The organism is Phycicoccus sonneratiae (assembly GCF_016887965.1).
Taxonomy (GTDB): domain Bacteria; phylum Actinomycetota; class Actinomycetes; order Actinomycetales; family Dermatophilaceae; genus Phycicoccus; species Phycicoccus sonneratiae.
The window spans coordinates 59892-77414 of the sequence record NZ_JAFDVD010000011.1 but is presented as its reverse complement, the minus strand read 5'-3'; the positions used below and the strand labels follow the sequence as shown (position 1 = coordinate 77414).

Sequence of the window (17523 nt, the reverse complement as noted above, 5' to 3'; positions counted from 1 at the left end):
ACCGCTCGCGTGGCGGGCGAGCGCGGGTCAGGCGAGCTGGGCGACGAAGCGCTCGGCGACGGGGGCCCAGGCCTCCCGGAGCGCGTCCCGGGCGGCCTCGACCGAGGCGAGCACCTCCCGGTCGGCGTCGGTCAGCCCGGAGGGGCGCTCCCAGCGCAGCCAGTCGGCGAACACCTCGGGCGAGGTCTCGGGATGGAACTGCACGCCCCACGCCCGCAGCCCGAGCCGGAGCGCCTGCGGCCGACCGTCGGGCAGCCGGGCCAGCACGCTCGCGCCGGGCGGCACGTCGAGCACGACGTCGTCGTTGAAGTGCACCGCGAGCGACCCGCCGAGCCCCGCGAGCAGCGGGTCGCCCATCCCCTCGGCCGTCAGCGCCACGGGCACCGCCCCGACCGTGCGCCCCGACGGGTTGCGCCCCACCCGGCCCCCGAGCGCCACGGACGCCAGCTGGTGCCCGAGGCAGACCCCGAGCACCGGCAGCCCGCGCCGCACCGAGTCGCGGACGAGCTCCTTGGTCGGTGTCAGCCACGGGTGCTCGGCGTCGTCGTTCGCGCCCATCGCGCCGCCGAGGACGACGAGCCCGTCGGCCCCGGTGCCGGCCAGCCGGGTCGGCACCGCCTCGCCGAGGAAGCCCCGGACGACGGTCAGCTCGACCCCGAGCGCCTCCCACCACTCGCCGAGCCAGCCGGGCGGGTCGTCGGGCTCGTGCTGGACGACGAGGAGCCGTCGACCCATCAGCCGACCTGGGTCCCGACGAGGGACCCGATCGCGAACGTGACGGCCATCGCGAGCAGCCCGCCGAGGACCACCCGGACGGTGGCGCGCCGGGCGTCGGCGTCCCCGAGCCGGGCGCTGACCAGCCCGGTACCGGCGAGGGCCAGCACGACCGCCACGACGGTGACGGGCACCCGCCAGCCGAGCGGCGGCAGGAGGATCGCGACGAGCGGCAGCAGGGCACCGACCGTGAACGCGACCATCGAGGCCCACGCGGCGTGCCAGGGGTTGGTGAGGTTCTCCGGGTCGATGCCGAGCTCGACCTCGGCGTGCGCGGCGAGGGCGTCGTGGGCGGTCAGCTCGACGGCGACCTGGCGGGCCAGCGCGGGGGAGAGGCCCTTGGACTCGTAGATGCCGGTGAGCTCGGCGAGCTCGGCGTCCGGCTCGTCGCGCAGCTCGCGGATCTCCTTGGCGATCAGGGCCCGCTCGGAGTCCCGCTGGGTGCTCACCGACACGTACTCGCCGACCGCCATGCTCATCGCGCCGGCCGCCAGCCCCGCGAGCCCGGCCGTGAGGACGGGGCCGCGGTCCGTCGTGGCCGCGGCGACGCCGATGACGAGGCCGGCGGTCGAGACGATGCCGTCGTTCGCGCCGAGCACGCCGGCCCGCAGCCAGTTCAGGCGCGCGGCCATCGACCCGTCGTGCGCCTCGTGGTGCCCGTCGAGCGCCTCGGCGGTCTCGGGGTCGACGGCCGCCGGGTCCAGCGGGGCGGTCGACGGGGTCGCGCCGTCAGCCACCGAGCTCGGCCCCCTCGGCCCGCGCGGCCGCCGAGATGCGGTGCGCGAGCTCGATGTCGAGCTGGGTGAGCCCACCGGCGTCGTGGGTGCTCAGCAGCCAGCGCGTCGTGCGCCACCGGATGTCGATGTCCGGGTGGTGGTTCATCTGTTCGGCCTCGTCGGCCGCGGCGACGACGATGCGCACCGCCGCCGGGAAGTCGGGGGCCTCGATCGAGGCCACGATGGCGTCGCCCTCGCGCGCCCAGCCGGGCAGGTCGGCGAGCTGGCGGGTGACCTCGTCGTCGGTGAGGAGTCGGCTCATCCCGCCATCATCGGCCACCACGCGCTCCGCTGGCACGTCAGGTGAGCCTCACCCCGTCAGAAGCCGCCGGCACCGGCCGTGTTCTCGGTGTGCTTGGCCATCGCCTGGGCCTCGGCGAGGGACGCCGGGCCGATGGCGTCGCCGTCGTCCGAGCCGTGCCACTCCTGCGTCGTCGCCGTCGGCGCCACCTCGTGCGGCTGGATCTCGCCGCGCGCGATCTCCTCGGCGAAGTGGCAGGCGACCCGGTGCGACGCCGGCACGCCGTCGACCTCGACGACGCGCAGCTCGGGGCGCTCGGTGTCGCAGCGGGTCTCCTGGCGCCACGGGCACCGGGTGTGGAACCGGCACCCGGCCGGCGGGCGCGAGGGGGAGGGCAGGTCGCCGACGAGGAGGATCTGCTCGCGGGTGTCCTCGGCGGCCGGGTCGGGCAGCGGCACGGCCGAGAGCAGCGCCCGCGTGTACGGGTGCAGCGGCTGCGCGTAGAGGTCGTCGGCGGTGGCCTCCTCGACGAGGCCGCCGAGGTACATGACCCCGATCCGGTCGCTGATGTGCCGGACGACCGCGAGGTCGTGGGCGACGACGAGGTAGGTGAGGTCGAACTCGTCCTGGAGCTGCTCGAGCAGGTTGATGACCTGGGCCTGCACCGACACGTCGAGGGCCGAGACCGGCTCGTCGGCGACGATGAGCTTGGGCTCGACCGCCAGGGCGCGCGCGATGCCGATGCGCTGGCGCTGGCCACCGGAGAACTCGTGCGGGTACTTCTTGAGCGCCGCCGCCGGCAGGCCCACGGCCGCCAAGAGCTCGCGCAGCCGCTTCGCCGTGGCCTTGTCGTCGGTCGCGAGGCCGTGGGCCCTCATCCCCTCGACGAGGAGGGACTCGACCGACTGGCGCGGGTCGAGGCTGCTCATCGGGTCCTGGAAGACCATCTGGAAGTCCTTGCGGCGCTTCCGGAGCTCGGCGCCCTTGAGCGAGGCGATCTCGGTGCCGTCGACGACGACCGACCCGTCGGTGGGCGGCTCGAGGTTGAGGATCGCCTTGCCGAGGGTCGACTTCCCGCAGCCGGACTCGCCGACGAGGCCGTACGTCTCGCCCTTGCGGATCTGGAGGTCGACCCCGTCGACGGCGTAGACGTAGCCGATGACCTTGTCGAACACCACCCCGCGCTTGATCGGGAAGTGCACCTTGACGCCGCGGGCGTCGACGAGCAGCTCGCGCTCGTCGGCCTCGGGGGCGGTGCCGGTGGGCTCGGTGGTCGTCGTCATCGGGTCACCTCGACGGGGTTGAAGCACCGCAGGGCCCGGCCGGCGGACTCCTCGAGCGCCGGCGTCTGCCGGGTGCACACCTCGACCGGCTGCGAGCAGCGCGGCGCGAAGGCACAGGCGCTGGTCCACGGCAGGTTGTCGGACACCGAGCCGGGGATGGGCGTCAGCGGCGCGCGCTCGGAGTCCAGCCGCGGGATGGAGGCCAGCAGGCCGTTCGTGTACGGGTGGCGGGGCTCGGCGAAGAGCTCGTGACGCTCGCCGCGCTCGACGATCCGGCCGCCGTAGAGGACGTTGACCTCGTCGCACAGCCCGGCGACGACGCCGAGGTCGTGGGTGATCATCACGAGCGCCGTGCCGGTGTCCTGGACGAGCTCCTTGAGCAGGCTGAGGATCTGGGCCTGGATGGTGACGTCGAGGGCCGTCGTCGGCTCGTCGGCGATGAGCAGCCGCGGTGCGCAGGCCAGGGCCATCGCGATGAGCGCGCGCTGGCGCATGCCGCCGGACATCTGGTGCGGGTAGTCCTTGAGCCGGCGGTCGGGGTCGGGGATGCCGACCCGCTGGAGCAGGTCGCGGGCCAGCGGCGTGGCCGCCTTGCGCGACATCCCGCGGTGCCGCTCGAGGACCTCGGTGACCTGCCGTCCGACGGGGACGACGGGGTTCAGCGAGGAGAGCGGGTCCTGGAAGATCATCGCGATGTCGCGCCCGCGCCGGTCGCGCATGTCGGACCCGGAGAGCCGCAGCAGGTCGGTGCCGTCGAAGGTGGCGGTGCCCTCCACCCGGTTGCCGCGGGTCGGGAGCAGCCCCATGATCGCCAGCGAGGTGACCGACTTGCCGCAGCCGGACTCGCCGACGAGGCCGACGGTCTGACCGGGCCGGACGTCGAAGGAGACGCCGTCGACGGCGGTGAAGGGCTCCTCGCCCTGGCGGGTGAACGTGACGCGCAGGTCACGGACGGAGAGCAGCGGCTCGTCGCCGTGCCGGTGCGTGCGGGGTGTGGTCGCCGTGGCGGTCATCGGCGGGTCACCTCCTGCTCTTGGGGTCGAGGGCCTCGCGCAGCGACTCGCCCATGAGCGTGAAGCCGAGCGCGACGAAGATGATGCACAGCGCCGGGTACACGGCGAGGTGCGGGGAGTCGTAGATGTACTGCTGGGCGCGCCCGAGCATCTGGCCCCACTCCGGCCGGCGGTCGTTGGGGTTGCCGAGGCCGAGGAAGGACAGCGCGGCGGCGTCGATGATCGACGTCGCGAGCACGAGGGTGGACTGGACGATGACCGGCCCGAGCGCGTTCGGGAGCATGTGCCGGAAGACGACCGCCCGCTCGGTGACCCCGAGGGCCCGGGCGGCGAGCACGTGGTCGCTGTGCCGCTGGGCGAGCAGCGACCCGCGCAACAGCCGGGCGAAGATCGGCACCTGCACCGCGGCGACGGCGATGATGACCGTCAGCTGGGTGGCGCGGGTGGCGAGCGCGGCGATGGAGAAGGCGAGCAGCAGCGACGGGATGGAGAGCAGGACGTCGACGACGCGCATGACGAGCGCGTCGACCCAGCCGCCGAACGCGCCCGCGAGGATGCCGAGGACCAGCCCGCCGGCGAGGCCGAAGAGCGTGGCCACGACGCCGACGAGGAGGGTCTGCTGGCTCCCGACGATGAGGCGGGAGAGCAGGTCGCGCCCGACGTCGTCGGCACCGAGCGGGAAGCCCGGCTCCGGGCCCGGCACGGGGTTGCTCTGGGGGCGCACCTTGTCGAGGAGGTAGCCGACCGCGGGGTCGTGCGGGGCGATGAACGGCGAGACGAGGGCGAGCACGACGAAGAGGAGGCTGATCGTCGCCCCGATGAGGAACACCGGGTTGCGCCGCAGCCGCTTCCACGCGCTGGCGATGAGCGAGACACCGGGTTTCTCGTCGACGGCCCCGGCCTCGCGGACGAGCGTGGCGGTGCCGCCGCCGGAGGTGGCGGCGAGCTCGTCGATCCGGTCCTTGCGGCGGTTCATCGGGTTGGCCGGGCTCATCGGGTCCTCACCCTCGGGTCGATGACGGCGTAGGAGATGTCGACGAGCAGGTTGATGATCACGTAGATGCCCGCCGCCGCGAGGATGAGGACCTGGAGGACCGAGTAGTCGCGGAACTGGAAGGCGTCGGCGAGCGCGTTGCCGATGCCGCCCCAGTTGAAGACCTTCTCGGTGAGCACCGCGCCCGCGAGCAGGCCGCCGGTCTGGAGGCCGATGGTCGTGACGACCGGCAGCAGCGCGTTGCGCAGGACGTGCCGGCCGCGGATGACCCGGGCGGTCAGGCCCTTGGACTCGGCCGTGCGCACGTAGTCCTCGCCGAGCACCTCGAGGACCGAGGCCCGGGTGATGCGGTAGATGACCGCGAACGGGATGGTCGCGAGCGCCACGGACGGCAGGACGAGGTGCTTGAGGGCGCTCACCGAGCAGTCGAGCTCGCGCGTCAGCAGCCCGTCGAGGACGAAGAAGTTCGTGACCCGCGTGCAGTTGAGGTTGTCCTGGCGCCCGGAGACCGGGAAGACGTTGTGCTCGACCGCCAGCTGGTACTTGAGGAGGAAGGCGAGGAAGAACACGGGCACCGCGACCCCGACGAGCGAGACGATGACCAGCCCGCTGTCGAGGGGGCTGTTGGCCCGGCGGGCGGAGAGGTAGCCGAGGGGGATCGCGAGGACCACGGCGATGAGCAGCGCGAAGAAGCTCAGCTCGACGGTGGCGGGGAAGCGGGTGAGGAAGATGTCGAACGCGTCGGCGCCCGGGAGCACCTTGGTCGAGGCGCCGAAGTCGCCCCGGACCGCGCGCCCGAGGAACTTGCCGTACTGGACCCAGATCGGCTGGTCGAGCCCGAGCGCCTTGGTGAGGGCGGCCCGGGTCTCGGGGGTGGCGCGCTCACCGAGGATCGCCGAGACGGTGCCGCCCGGCAGGGAGCGCAGCCAGAAGAAGAGGAGCAGGGAGAGCACGAAGACCACCCCGACCATCTGGAGGAGTCGTCTGATGATGAATCTCGCCAACGGGGGCTCCTGGTGTCTCCGGTGGACGGCAGTGGCCGCCCCGAACCTCGATGTTCGGGGCGGCCACCGACCCTATACGGATGTGCTCGCGGGATGTGACCCGCGGGCGGTCACTTGCCGGCCGTGACGGTGTCGAACATCTCGGCGGTCAGCGGGCTGGCCGTCAGGCCCTGCACCTTGCCGCTGGTCACGAGCGCCGGCGGGGAGTGGCTGACCGGGATGCCCGGCAGGTACTCCTCGGCGATGCGCTTGTTGATGTCCTGGTAGGCGGCCTCGCGCTCGCCCTCGTCGACGATGGCGTCGGCCTTCTTGAGGTCCTCGGACAGGGTCTTGCCCCACGGCATGACGCTCGTGTGGAAGTCGTTGCCCTTGAGGTCGCTGAAGAAGGTGCCGAGGAAGTTGTCCGCGGCGTTGTAGTCACCGGTCCAGCCGAGCAGCCACGCGTCGTACGCGCCGTTGGCGGACACGTCGTCGAGGTAGCCGCCGTTCCACGGCTTGCTCACCTGCTCGACCTTGATGCCGACGGCCTCGAGGTCCTTGGTGAACGCGGCGTGGATCTTCTGGGGGTCCGGCATGTACGGCCGGGACACCTCGGTCGGGAAGGCGAACTTGAGGGTCATGCCCTCGGCGCCGGCCTCCTTGAGCAGCGACTTCGCCTTCTCCGGGTCGTACGCGTACGGCTGGAGCGAGGTGTTGTAGCCGGACACGGTGTCGGGCATGAACTGCGAGGCGACCTGGGCGCCCTCGGGCAGCTGGCTCTTGACCATCTGGTCCCGGTTGAGGGCGTAGGCGATGGCCTGGCGGACCTTGAGGTCCTTGAGCTTCGGGTTCCGCTCGGGGTTCAGGCCCAGGTAGAGGATGTTGAACGCGGGGCGCACCTCGACCTTGTTGCCGGCGTCCTTGAGGCCCTTCCAGTCGACCGGGTTCGGCAGGTCGTAGCCGTCGATCGAGCCGGCCTGGAGCTCCTGGCGGCGGGTGCTCTCGTCGGGGATGATCTTGAAGACGAGGTTCTTGGTCTTCGGCTGCTCGCCGTAGTAGCTCTCGTTGGCCACGAGGGCGACGGTCTTGTTCGCCTCGTCGTACTTCGAGATCTTGTACGGGCCGATGCCGACCGGGTTCTTCGAGTACTCCGGGTAGGTGAAGCCCTCACCGGCCGACTGCACGTTGTTCGCGTCGCCCTTCTCGAGCGCGGTCGGCGACTGCATCGAGAACGAGTCGAGCGACAGGATCGTCGGGAAGCTCGAGGTGGTGCGCGTGACGTTGATGACCGCCGTGGTGTCGTCGGGGGCCTCGCACGACTTGTACAGCGAACCGGACGGGTCGTCGCTGAACGTGCCGAAGAAGTACGTCCAGTACTCGGCGGCGGTCTGGCCGGCGCCCTTCTGGTTGTACATCCGGTCCATGTTGTAGCAGACGGCCTTGCCGTCGAAGGCGGTGCCGTCGGAGAACTTGACGCCCTGGCGCAGCTTGAACGTCCAGCTGAGGCCGTCCTCGGACGGGGTCCAGCTCTCGGCGAGCTCGGGCTGGATGTCGGCGGTCCCCGGCTTGATGCCCAGCAGGCCCGAGTGGATCTGCCGGGTGATCCGGAAGGTCTCGCCGTCCGTCGCGTACAGCGGGTCGAAGACGTCGGGGGCGCCGGCGGCGCCGAAGGTGAACGTGTCCTTGACGTCGCCGCCGCTCGTGCCGCCGTCGCTACCGGAGTCCCGGTCGGACTGGGCACACGCGGACATGCTCAGGGCAGCCACCGTGAGCAGCACGAGTGGCGCCGTGCGCTTGAGTGTCATCAGTGTGAACCTCGCTTGGGTGTGCGATCACTCGGGCCGCCCGGGTCGGGCGGCTGAGGTCCACGCACGGCAGGGTCGCCCCTCCCGTCCGCGGTTGCACGGACCCTAGCCAGCAAATCCGCTCGGGGGAACGCTCCCATCCCAGTGGTTACCCAAGTGAGACCGAACGGCGACCGGAAGCCTTCCGGCGCCGTCGCCCGTGCGGCGTTACACCCGATTCGGTGGCAGGCGCAATCCCTGAGAGACTGGTGGGCATGTCTGCCTCCCGCCGCGACGACCTCCGCAACGTCGCCATCGTCGCCCACGTCGACCACGGAAAGACCACGCTCGTCGACAAGATGCTGTGGCAGTCCGGGGCCTTCGGCGAGCACGACCACGTCGACGAGCGGGCGATGGACAGCGGCGACCTCGAGCGCGAGAAGGGCATCACCATCCTCGCGAAGAACACCGCCGTCCGGTACGCCGGCAAGGCCGCGGCCGACGCCGGGCTCACCGACGGCATGACGATCAACATCATCGACACCCCCGGCCACGCCGACTTCGGCGGCGAGGTCGAGCGCGGCCTGTCGATGGTCGACGGCGTCGTGCTCCTCGTCGACGCCTCCGAGGGGCCGCTGCCCCAGACCCGCTTCGTCCTGCGCAAGGCGCTCGCCGCGCAGATGCCCGTCGTCCTGTGCATCAACAAGGTCGACCGTCCCGACGCCCGCATCGCCGAGGTCGTCGACGAGGTCTACGAGCTGTTCATGGACCTGCTCGTCGACGCCGAGCACCACCAGGACCAGCTCGACTTCCCGGTCGTCTACGCCTCGGCCAAGGCCGGCCGCGCCTCGCTCACCCGCCCCGCCGACGGCGCGCTGCCCGAGGACGAGGACCTCGAGGCGCTGTTCCGCACGATCATCGAGACCATCCCGGCGCCCTCGTACGACTCCGACGCGCCCCTCCAGGCGCACGTCACGAACCTCGACGCCTCGAACTTCCTCGGCCGCCTCGCCCTGCTGCGCGTGCACAACGGCACGATCCGCAAGGGCCAGCAGGTCGCCTGGTGCCGCAAGGACGGCTCGATCACCCCGGTGAAGATCACCGAGCTGCTCATGACCCAGGCCCTCGAGCGCAAGCCGGCCGAGTCCGCCGGCCCGGGCGACATCATCGCCGTCGCGGGGATCCCGGACATCACCATCGGCGAGACCCTCGCCGACCTCGACGACCCGCGCCCGCTGCCCCCCATCACCGTCGACGAGCCGGCGATCTCGATGACCATCGGCATCAACACCAGCCCGATGGCCGGCCGGGTCAAGGGCGCCAAGGTCACCGCGCGCCTCGTCAAGGAGCGCCTCGACCGCGAGCTCATCGGCAACGTGTCGATGCGCGTGCTCGCCACCGAGCGCCCGGACGCCTGGGAGGTCCAGGGCCGCGGCGAGCTCGCGCTGGCCATCCTCGTCGAGCAGATGCGCCGCGAGGGCTACGAGCTGACCGTCGGCAAGCCGGTCGTCGTCACCCGCGAGGAGAACGGCAAGGTCCACGAGCCCGTCGAGCGGCTGACCATCGACACCCCCGAGGAGTACCTCGGCGCGATCACCCAGCTGCTCGCGTCCCGCAAGGGCCGGATGGAGCAGATGACCAACCACGGCACCGGGTGGGTCCGGATGGAGTACCTCGTGCCCTCGCGCGGGCTCATCGGCTTCCGCACCCAGTTCCTCACCGACACCCGCGGCACGGGCATCGCGAACCACGTGTTCGAGGGCTACGAGCCGTGGCTCGGCGAGATCACGACGCGGATCAGCGGCTCGCTCGTCGCCGACCGCTCGGGGCCGGCGACCGCCTACGCGATGATGAACCTCCAGGAGCGGGGGACCCTGTTCATCCCGCCGACCACCGAGGTCTACGAGGGGATGATCGTCGGCGAGAACTCGCGCGCCGACGACATGGACGTCAACATCACCAAGGAGAAGAAGCTCACGAACGTGCGCTCCGCCGGCGCCGAGGTGCTCGAGCGGCTCGCGCCGCCGCGGGCCCTCTCGCTCGAGCAGTCGCTCGAGTTCTGCCGCGAGGACGAGTGCGTCGAGGTGACCCCGGAGGCCGTGCGCATCCGCAAGGTCGAGCTCGACCAGACCCTGCGCGCCCGCGCCGCCGCCCGGGCCAGGAGGAGCTGACCCCCACCGCATGGCCAGGAGAGACCGCCGTACCCCCGACGCGACCCCCGAGACCCCGACCCGCCGCTCGCAGCGCCGGCGGTCCCGGCGGCGACCCGTCCGCCTGCTGGTCGTCGTCGGCGTCGTCCTCGCCGCCCTCGTGGCGGGTGGGGTCGTCCTCGTCCGCCAGCGCTCGAGCGAGCCGAACCCCGAGACGCTCCCGTCCTCGGCGGTCGGCGACCGCGTCGACACCCGGGGCGGGCGGCTCAACGCCCTCTCGCTCGGGCCGGTCAGCGCGTGGGACCCGCAGCGCATCGCGGCCCGCGCGGACATGGCCTTCGCCGGCCGGGTCTTCGCGCGCACGCTCACCGCGTACGCCCCCTCGACCGACCCGCGCGCGCAGTCGAGGGTCGTCGGCGACCTCGCCACCGACGCCGGCACCCCGAGCAAGGACCTCAAGACCTGGACCTTCGTCCTGCGCGACGGCGTCCAGTGGCAGGACGGCAGCCCGGTCACCTGTGAGGACGTCGCCTACGGCATCTCCCGGACCTTCGCGACCAAGGAGGTCACCGGCGGGCCCACCGACGCCCTCGCCGTGCTCGCCGTGCCCCGCAACGCCGACGGCACGAGCACCTACGCCGGGCCGTACGCCACCGGAGCGGCGGCCGAGAAGGGCCAGGCCGCCTTCGACAAGGCCGTGGCCTGCGACGACCGCACCATCACCTTCACGCTGAGCACCCCGACCGGCGACTTCGCCGAGATGCTCGCGCAGCCCGCGTTCGGACCCGTGAAGAAGTCGGTCGACCGCCGGGCCGACGGCACCTACGACGTCTTCAGCGCCGGCCCGTACATGCTCCGCGGCACCTGGGAGCAGGGCCGCGGGGGCACCTTCGTCCGCAACCCGCACTGGTCGGCCGCCAGCGACCCCGTGCGCAAGGCCTACCCGGATGAGATCCACTACCAGGAGGGTCTCGACACCCAGGCCGTGGCCCAGCAGGTGATGGCCGACAACGCGACCGGGCGGGTGTCGGTGTCCCTGGGGTCGGCGCCACCGGCGATCCAGCAGCACATCACCGCCGTCGAGAGCCTGCGCGAGCGCTCGGTGAACCCCCTCACCGGGGTCGTCGACTACCTCGTGCCGAACACCCGCAGCGAGGTGTTCAAGGACGAGAAGGTGCGGCTCGCGCTCGCCGCCGCGACCAACCGCGACGCCTACGTGACGGCCATCGGCGGCGGCACCGCCGCCGACCCGGCCGTCTCGCTGCTGCCGCGCGCGGTGCCGGCCGCCCACGACGACGACCCCGTCGCCGCCGGCACCCGAGGCGACGCGGCGAAGGCCCGCGCCCTCCTCGAGGAGGCCGGCGTCACGACGCCGGTGACGTTCACGGTCGCCTACCGCAGCGACCCGACGGCCGACAAGGCGATGGCGGCCCTCGTCGCCGGCTGGCGCCAGGCCGGCTTCGACCCGCAGACCAAGCCCGTCACCGAGGACTACTTCTCGACGATCGCCGACCCGCGCACCGCCGAGGGCGTCGACGTGTTCTGGTCGAACTGGGCACCCGCGTGGGCCTCGGGCTCGACCGTCCTCCCGCCGCTCTTCGACAGCGCCATCAACATCACCGCCTCCGGGCCGGGCCGTGACTACGGCTACTTCGCCGACAAGGAGCTCGACGAGCAGATGGCGAAGACCTCCTCGGTCGCCGACCACGAGGCCCGCGAGCGCGGTTGGGCCGACGTCGACCGGCGGCTGCTCCAGCAAGGTGCCTACATCGGGCTCGCCGAGCGCCGGGCGCTCTACGTCGCCGGGTCCGACGTCCGCAACCTGTCCGCGAACGGGGTGCTCGGGGGAGTGGTCGAGTTCGCCGACATCGCGGTCGTGCCGTGAGGGGCCTGCTCGAGGACGGGCGTCCCGGCGACCGCCCCGGCCGCCTCCTCCTCGTGCACGCCCATCCCGACGACGAGACGCTGACCACCGGCGTCGCGATCGCCCACCACGTCGCGCGCGGTGACGAGGTGCACGTCCTCACCTGCACGCTCGGCGAGGAGGGCGAGGTCATCCCGCCGGCCCTGGCCCACCTCGAGGGCGACGGCCCGGCCCTCGCGGCGCACCGGCGCCGCGAGCTCGCCGCGGCGATGGACGCCCTGGGGGTCACGCACCACCTGCTCGGGGCGCCCGGTGCCGGTGACCCGCCCGCCTTCCGGGACTCCGGGATGGCCGGGTCGGCCGCGGCCGGGCACCCGCGGGCCTGGGCCGCGGTGCCGCTCGCGGAGGCGGCCGAGGCCGTCGGCGAGGTCCTCGCCGCGGTCGGGCCGGACGTCGTCGTGACCTACGACGCCGGAGGCGGCTACGGCCACCCCGACCACGTGCGCACCCACGAGGCGACCCGGGCCGCGGTCGCGGCCGCGGCGTCCCCCGTCCCCCTGTACGGGACGCTCACCCCCCTCTCCTGGGCGGAGGAGGACACCGGCTGGCTCCACGCGCACGTCCCGTCGGACGCCGGGTGGGTCCTGCCCGGGCCGGACAGCGCCTACGCTGCGAACGTCGTCCCGGACGAGGTCGTCACGCACGCCGTCGTCGACCCCGGTGTCGTGCCCCGGCAGGCCCGTGCGCTGCGGGCGCACGAGACCCAGGTCGTCGTCGGCGACGGCTGGTACGCCCTGTCCAACCACCACGTCTTCCGGCTCGCCGGCCGGGAGGGGTATGCGCGGCTCGACCCGACCACGGGCCGGCCGCTCCCGGAAGGAGCAGCGTGAGCGACCTCGACCCGGCCTTCTACCGCCAGGCCATGGGCCGCCTCGTCCAGGGCGTCAGCGTGCTCACGACCGTCGAGGGCGGGCACGACCACGCGATGACCGCCGACACCGTGACGTCGGTGTCGCTCGAGCCGCTGCTCGTCCTCGCCTGCGTCGAGACCGAGGCCCGTTTCCACGACGCCGTCGTCGCGGCCGGCGTCTGGGGGGTCAGCGTGCTCGCCGCCGACCAGCGGCCGCTCTCGGAGTGGTTCGCGACCCGGGGACGCCCGCTGCACGGCCAGCTCGACCGGGCCGCCTTCACGCGGGGGACGCACACCGGCGTCGCGCTGCTCGACGGCGCGCTGACCCACCTGGAGTGTCGCACCGCCGCCGTGCACCCGGCGGGGGACCATGTCATCGTCGTCGGGGAGGTCCTCGACATCGGCCTGCCCGACACCGTCGGGCCGGCCCTCGTCCACTACCGCGGCCGCTACGGGAGCATCGCATGACCCAGGAGCTGTTCGACCAGGCGTCGTGGGAGCGCGAGCCCTCGTGGGACGACCCCGCACCGGGTCCCCGGCGCTGGCCGTTCGCGGTCCTCGGCGGCCTCGTCGTCGCGGGCGCCCTGTACGCCGGTACCGCCGCGTGGGCCGGAGACCGGGTCCCGCGCGGCACGACCGTCGCGGGCGTCGACGTCGGCGGCCAGGGCAGCGGCGAGGCCCGCGCCACCCTCCAGCGCGCGCTCGGCGACCCCGGCTCCCTCCCGCTCACGCTCACCTCGACGGCCGGCAAGGTCGGCGTCGAGCCGTCGGACGCCGGGCTGTCGGTCGACGTGCCCGCCACCGTCGACTCCCTCACCGGGTTCTCGCTCGCCCCCGCCGACGTCTGGCGCCACGTCGTCGGCGGCGACGAGCAGCCGGCCGTCGTCCGGGTCGACGAGGCCGCCTTCGAGAAGGTCGTCGAGGGGGCCCGTGGCGAGCTCGACGCGAAGCCCGCCGAGGGCAGCATCTCGCTCGCCGACGGCAAGGTCGCGTACAAGGCCCCGGTCGAGGGCACGACCACCGACGTCGCCGGCACCGCGGCGAACGTGCGCCGGTGGTGGCCGGCGCAGGAGTCGGTGGAGGTCGCGGCGCAGAAGACCCCGACGAAGGTCGCGGCGAAGGAGCTCGAGCGCGTCCGTGACGAGTTCGCGGCCGTCGCCGTCTCGGGCCCGGTCACGGTCGCGGTGGGGGACAAGAGCTTCCAGATCGCGCCGAAGGACTTCGCACCCGCCGTGGTCCTCACGCCCGCCGAGGACGGCACCATCACGCCGCGCGCCGACGACGAGAAGCTGCGCGCCATCGTGCACGCGGCGGCCACGAAGGCGAAGGTCGAGGTGAAGGCCAAGGACGCGGTCGTCACCTTCAAGGACCGCAAACCCACGGTCGCGCCGAGCGCCGTCGGCACCGCGCTCGACGACGCGTCGATCTCGGCCGCGGTCTGGCCGGCCATCTCCGGGACGCAGCGCACCGCGACGGTGACGACCAAGGAGGTCCAGCCCGAGTTCACGACCGACGTCGCGAAGAAGACCCTCCCGAAGGAGAAGATCTCGACGTTCACGACGTTCTACGAGGCCGGCGCACCGCGCGTGCACAACATCCGCCTCGCCGCGTCGATCATCAACGGCACCTACGTGCCGCCGGGCGAGCAGTTCAGCATGAACGGGATCCTCGGCGAGCGGACCCCGGACAAGGGCTACATCAAGGCCGGCATCATCCGCGACGGCCGGCTCGCCGAGAGCTACGGCGGCGGCATCTCGCAGGTGTCGACGACGATCTTCAACGCCTCGTTCTTCGCCGGCGTGCAGCTCGACGCGTGGCAGGCGCACTCGTTCTACATCTCGCGCTACCCCGAGGGCCGCGAGGCGACGATCTCCTGGCCGGACCTGCACAACAAGTGGACCAACACCACCGACGGCGGCATCCTCATGGAGGTGACGACGACCGACACGTCGATCACCGTGTCGTACTGGGGGACCAAGAAGTACGACGTCGAGGCCACCAAGAGCGCCCGCTACGACATCGTCCAGCCGAAGAAGATCACCGACGACAGCCCGACCTGCAAGCCGCAGAGCCCGGTTCCCGGGTTCAAGGTCGACATCGGCCGCATCCTCAAGCAGGGCGGGAAGGTCGTCAAGACCTCCTCGTTCACGACGCGCTACGACCCCGAGGACGACGTCACCTGCACGACGAAGGCTCCCTGACCCGGCCGGCCGGTCGGTGTCGGGCGAGGGTGAGCGTCACGTACTCGTGGTGCGGCACGAAGCCCGCACCGCGGTAGAGCGCCTGTGCCGCAGCGTTGTCCGTGTCGGTCTGCAGGTGCAGTGACCGGATGCCGCGCCGGTGCGCCTCGTCGGCGAGGGCGGTGAGCAGGGCGCGGGCGACGCCCCGGCGCCGGGCCGAGAGGTCCACCCACATCGCGGCGACGCCGCCCCAGGTGGCGGCGACGCCGAGCCGCCCGACGCCGACGACCCGCCCACCGTCCGTGGCCGTCGCGAACACCTGTTCCGGTGACCCGGTGAGGACCGCCCGCGCCGGGCCCGCCGGCGCCTCGCGGTAGCCCTCGTAGGCCGCGAACCAGGTGTCCGACAACCGGGTCGACGTCGTCACCGCGACCGCCGAGGACGTCGGAGCCACCTCGAGCACCGTGGCGACGGCCGCGGTGAGGGTGGTCGTCGGTACGCGGGGGTGGTACCGGCGGGCCAGCAGCAGGGCGCCGAGCGGGTCGCCCGCGAGCTCGAAGCCGACAGGTCCCGCGAGGGTCAGCGCCGGGGGGAGGGACCGGGCGCGGTACCAGTCCTCGACGACGTCGACGGCCTCGGCCAGCGTCCGGCCGGGGTCGCCGGCGGTCATCACCGAGTTGGCGCGGTGGGTGAAGCCGTCGGCCGCGCGGAGCAGCCAGTCGCCGAGGTGCTCGGTCTCGACCGCCGGCCAGGCGCCGACCATGACCCGCTGGAGGTCCTCGACCGACAGCGCGAGGTGCGGGGCGCCACGGCGCGACGGGGTCGGCGGGACCTCCTTGACGGCCGTCACCGCGGCCCGCGGCACGCCCACCTCGCCGCGGCGGGTCCGCACGAGGAGGTGCTCGTCGTCGGCGTGGACGAGGACGCCGACGACGTCGGTGAGCGTGGCCCCGGTGAGGGCGTCGGGGGCGGGCAGCCGGTGGCGCACGACGACCCGCGTCCCGGCCGTCGGGACGGTCGGGGAGTGCGGCGGCGGGCCGCCCTCCGGGGTCTGCATGCCGTGAATAGTATGGGCGCCATGACGTACGTGATCGCGCAGCCCTGTGTGGACCTGAAGGACAAGGCCTGCATCGAGGAGTGCCCCGTCGACTGCATCTACGAGGGCGAGCGCAGCCTCTACATCCACCCGGACGAGTGCGTCGACTGCGGTGCCTGCGAGCCGGTGTGCCCGGTCGAGGCCATCTACTACGAGGACGACGTGCCCGAGCAGTGGGCCGACTACTACAAGGCCAACGTCGAGTTCTTCGACGACCTCGGCAGCCCGGGCGGTGCCGCGAAGCTCGGCGTCATCGCCAAGGACCACCCGATCATCGCCGACCTCCCCCCGCAGGAGCACGACGAGTGACGGGGTGCTGACCCTCCCCGACTTCCCCTGGGACTCGCTCGCTCCCGCCAAGGAGCGGGCGAGCGCGTTCTCCGACCCCTCGCTCGGCGACGACGCGGGCCACGGCCTCGTCGACCTGTCGGTCGGCACGCCCGTCGACCCCACGCCCCGGCTCGTGCAGGAGGCCCTCGCCGCCGCGGCCGACGCCCCGGGCTACCCGCAGACCCACGGGACCGCCGACCTGCGCGAGGCGGTGGCCGCGTGGTTCGAGACACGGCGCGGCGCCCCGGGCGTCGACCCGGCCGCCGTGCTTCCGACGATCGGGTCCAAGGAGCTGGTCGCCTGGCTGCCGACCCTGCTCGGGCTCGGTGAGGGCGACGTCGTGGCGTTCCCGCGCGTCGCGTACCCGACCTACGACGTCGGCGCCCGGCTGGCGCAGGCCGTGCCGATGGCGGTCGACGGGCTGGCCGCCCTCGGCCCGCTCACCCCGGCCACCACGCCGAAGCTGTTGTGGCTCAACACTCCCGGCAACCCCACCGGTCAGGTCCTCGGCGTCGAGCACCTCGCGAAGGTCGTCGCCTGGGCGCGTGAGCACGACGTCGTCGTCGCGTCCGACGAGTGCTACGCCGAGCTCGACTGGCGACCGCGGGAGGCGGGTTCGACCGAACCGCCCACCACACCGAGCATCCTCGACCCGCGTGTCTGCGACGGGTCGCACGAGGGGCTGCTCGCCGTCTACTCGCTCTCCAAGCAGTCCAACCTCGCGGGCTACCGGGCGGCCTTCGTCGCCGGTGACCCCGCGCTCGTCGGGCGGCTGCTCGAGGTGCGCAAGCACGCCGGGATGATCGTCCCCTGGCCGGTGCAGCGGGCCCTGCTCGCCGCCCTCGGCGACATCGCGCACGTGACCGAGCAGAAGGCGCGCTACGCGGCCCGGCGGGCGGTGCTGCGCCCGGCGGTCGAGGCCTTCGGGCTGCGGGTCGAGCACTCCGAGGCCGGTCTCTACCTCTGGGCGACGGCGGGGGAGCCGGCCCGGGTCACCCTCGACCGGCTGGCCGGGCGGGGGGTCCTCGTGGCCCCCGGCGACTTCTACGGGCCCGCGGGCCGCGAGCACGTGCGCATCGCCCTCACCGCGACCGACGAGCGCATCGCGGCAGCCGCTCGGCGGCTGGCCTGACCGGAGCGGGGAA

The 17523-nt window shown here is 72.9% G+C and carries 16 protein-coding genes; 7 read left to right on the top strand and 9 right to left on the bottom strand.

Annotation, left to right across the window (positions count from 1 at the left end):
* Window positions 1-27: 27 nt before the first annotated feature.
* The 8 genes from JQN70_RS10710 to JQN70_RS10675 form a co-directional block, all read right to left on the bottom strand.
* A complete protein-coding gene (locus JQN70_RS10710) occupies window positions 28-735 on the bottom strand; it encodes a type 1 glutamine amidotransferase (RefSeq protein ID WP_204131328.1) in 708 nt (235 codons plus the stop codon).
* On the bottom strand, window positions 735-1511 hold the full coding sequence (locus tag JQN70_RS10705) for a VIT1/CCC1 transporter family protein (RefSeq protein WP_434063748.1): 777 nt from the start codon (window positions 1509-1511) through the stop codon (window positions 735-737). The genes JQN70_RS10710 and JQN70_RS10705 overlap by 1 nt, the downstream gene beginning before the upstream one ends.
* Window positions 1504-1812 carry a 4a-hydroxytetrahydrobiopterin dehydratase gene (locus tag JQN70_RS10700; RefSeq protein ID WP_204131327.1) on the bottom strand — a complete coding sequence of 103 codons (309 nt, stop codon included), beginning with the start codon at window positions 1810-1812 and terminating at the stop codon, window positions 1504-1506. Before JQN70_RS10700 ends, JQN70_RS10705 begins: the two co-directional genes overlap by 8 nt.
* A 56-nt stretch (window positions 1813-1868) precedes the next feature.
* Entirely contained in the window at window positions 1869-3074 is a 1206-nt protein-coding gene (locus JQN70_RS10695; protein ID WP_204131326.1) for an ABC transporter ATP-binding protein, read from the bottom strand.
* A complete protein-coding gene (locus JQN70_RS10690) occupies window positions 3071-4087 on the bottom strand; it encodes an ABC transporter ATP-binding protein (protein WP_204131325.1) in 1017 nt (338 codons plus the stop codon). Before JQN70_RS10690 ends, JQN70_RS10695 begins: the two co-directional genes overlap by 4 nt.
* Before the next feature lie 7 nt (window positions 4088-4094).
* Window positions 4095-5081: an ABC transporter permease gene (locus JQN70_RS10685; protein ID WP_239111424.1), complete on the bottom strand. Its 987-nt coding sequence runs from the start codon at window positions 5079-5081 to the stop codon at window positions 4095-4097.
* Window positions 5078-6085 (bottom strand): ABC transporter permease, encoded by a 1008-nt coding sequence (locus tag JQN70_RS10680; RefSeq protein ID WP_204131324.1) that lies wholly within the window; start codon window positions 6083-6085, stop codon window positions 5078-5080. The genes JQN70_RS10685 and JQN70_RS10680 overlap by 4 nt, the downstream gene beginning before the upstream one ends.
* Window positions 6086-6195: 110 nt before the next feature.
* Window positions 6196-7869 (bottom strand): ABC transporter substrate-binding protein, encoded by a 1674-nt coding sequence (locus tag JQN70_RS10675; protein ID WP_204131323.1) that lies wholly within the window; start codon window positions 7867-7869, stop codon window positions 6196-6198.
* Window positions 7870-8123: 254 nt separating this feature from the next.
* On the opposite strand from JQN70_RS10675, the gene typA reads away from it, so the two are divergent.
* The 5 genes from typA to JQN70_RS10650 are packed head-to-tail and all read left to right on the top strand — an operon-like array spanning window position 8124 to window position 14973.
* A complete protein-coding gene (gene typA, locus JQN70_RS10670; RefSeq protein ID WP_204131322.1) occupies window positions 8124-10019 on the top strand; it encodes a translational GTPase TypA in 1896 nt (631 codons plus the stop codon).
* A 10-nt stretch (window positions 10020-10029) separates the two neighbouring features.
* A complete protein-coding gene (locus tag JQN70_RS10665; protein WP_204131321.1) occupies window positions 10030-11883 on the top strand; it encodes an ABC transporter substrate-binding protein in 1854 nt (617 codons plus the stop codon).
* On the top strand, window positions 11880-12752 hold the full coding sequence (locus tag JQN70_RS10660; RefSeq protein WP_307835922.1) for a PIG-L family deacetylase: 873 nt from the start codon (window positions 11880-11882) through the stop codon (window positions 12750-12752). Before JQN70_RS10665 ends, JQN70_RS10660 begins: the two co-directional genes overlap by 4 nt.
* On the top strand, window positions 12749-13240 hold the full coding sequence (locus tag JQN70_RS10655; protein ID WP_307835921.1) for a flavin reductase family protein: 492 nt from the start codon (window positions 12749-12751) through the stop codon (window positions 13238-13240). The genes JQN70_RS10660 and JQN70_RS10655 overlap by 4 nt, the downstream gene beginning before the upstream one ends.
* Window positions 13237-14973 (top strand): VanW family protein, encoded by a 1737-nt coding sequence (locus JQN70_RS10650; RefSeq protein ID WP_204131320.1) that lies wholly within the window; start codon window positions 13237-13239, stop codon window positions 14971-14973. Before JQN70_RS10655 ends, JQN70_RS10650 begins: the two co-directional genes overlap by 4 nt.
* On the opposite strand, the gene JQN70_RS10645 is transcribed toward JQN70_RS10650, so the two are convergent.
* On the bottom strand, window positions 14948-16009 hold the full coding sequence (locus JQN70_RS10645) for a GNAT family N-acetyltransferase (RefSeq protein ID WP_204131319.1): 1062 nt from the start codon (window positions 16007-16009) through the stop codon (window positions 14948-14950). The two genes, JQN70_RS10650 and JQN70_RS10645, sit on opposite strands and share 26 nt — an antisense overlap.
* 21 nt (window positions 16010-16030) lie before the next feature.
* Between JQN70_RS10645 and fdxA the strand changes: the two genes are divergently transcribed.
* Window positions 16031-16357 (top strand): ferredoxin, encoded by a 327-nt coding sequence (gene fdxA, locus JQN70_RS10640; RefSeq protein WP_030529541.1) that lies wholly within the window; start codon window positions 16031-16033, stop codon window positions 16355-16357.
* A gap of 4 nt (window positions 16358-16361) precedes the next feature.
* The gene (gene dapC / locus JQN70_RS10635) at window positions 16362-17510 is read left to right on the top strand and encodes a succinyldiaminopimelate transaminase (RefSeq protein ID WP_204131318.1); all 1149 of its coding nucleotides are present in this window, start codon (window positions 16362-16364) and stop codon (window positions 17508-17510) included.
* Window positions 17511-17523: the final 13 nt, after the last annotated feature.

Excerpts from the sequence above, each read along its gene's own strand:
- typA (WP_204131322.1), top strand. The coding sequence starts at position 8,124 with ATGTCTGCCTCCCGCCGCGACGACCTCCGCAACGTCGCCATCGTCGCC.
- JQN70_RS10695 (WP_204131326.1), bottom strand. The coding sequence starts at position 3,074 with ATGACGACGACCACCGAGCCCACCGGCACCGCCCCCGAGGCCGACGAG.
- JQN70_RS10690 (WP_204131325.1), bottom strand. The coding sequence starts at position 4,087 with ATGACCGCCACGGCGACCACACCCCGCACGCACCGGCACGGCGACGAG.
- JQN70_RS10700 (WP_204131327.1), bottom strand. The coding sequence starts at position 1,812 with ATGAGCCGACTCCTCACCGACGACGAGGTCACCCGCCAGCTCGCCGAC.
- JQN70_RS10685 (WP_239111424.1), bottom strand. The coding sequence starts at position 5,081 with ATGAGCCCGGCCAACCCGATGAACCGCCGCAAGGACCGGATCGACGAG.
- JQN70_RS10645 (WP_204131319.1), bottom strand. The coding sequence starts at position 16,009 with ATGCAGACCCCGGAGGGCGGCCCGCCGCCGCACTCCCCGACCGTCCCG.
- fdxA (WP_030529541.1), top strand. The coding sequence starts at position 16,031 with ATGACGTACGTGATCGCGCAGCCCTGTGTGGACCTGAAGGACAAGGCC.
- JQN70_RS10675 (WP_204131323.1), bottom strand. The coding sequence starts at position 7,869 with ATGACACTCAAGCGCACGGCGCCACTCGTGCTGCTCACGGTGGCTGCC.
- JQN70_RS10650 (WP_204131320.1), top strand. The coding sequence starts at position 13,237 with ATGACCCAGGAGCTGTTCGACCAGGCGTCGTGGGAGCGCGAGCCCTCG.
- JQN70_RS10710 (WP_204131328.1), bottom strand. The coding sequence starts at position 735 with ATGGGTCGACGGCTCCTCGTCGTCCAGCACGAGCCCGACGACCCGCCC.
- JQN70_RS10665 (WP_204131321.1), top strand. The coding sequence starts at position 10,030 with ATGGCCAGGAGAGACCGCCGTACCCCCGACGCGACCCCCGAGACCCCG.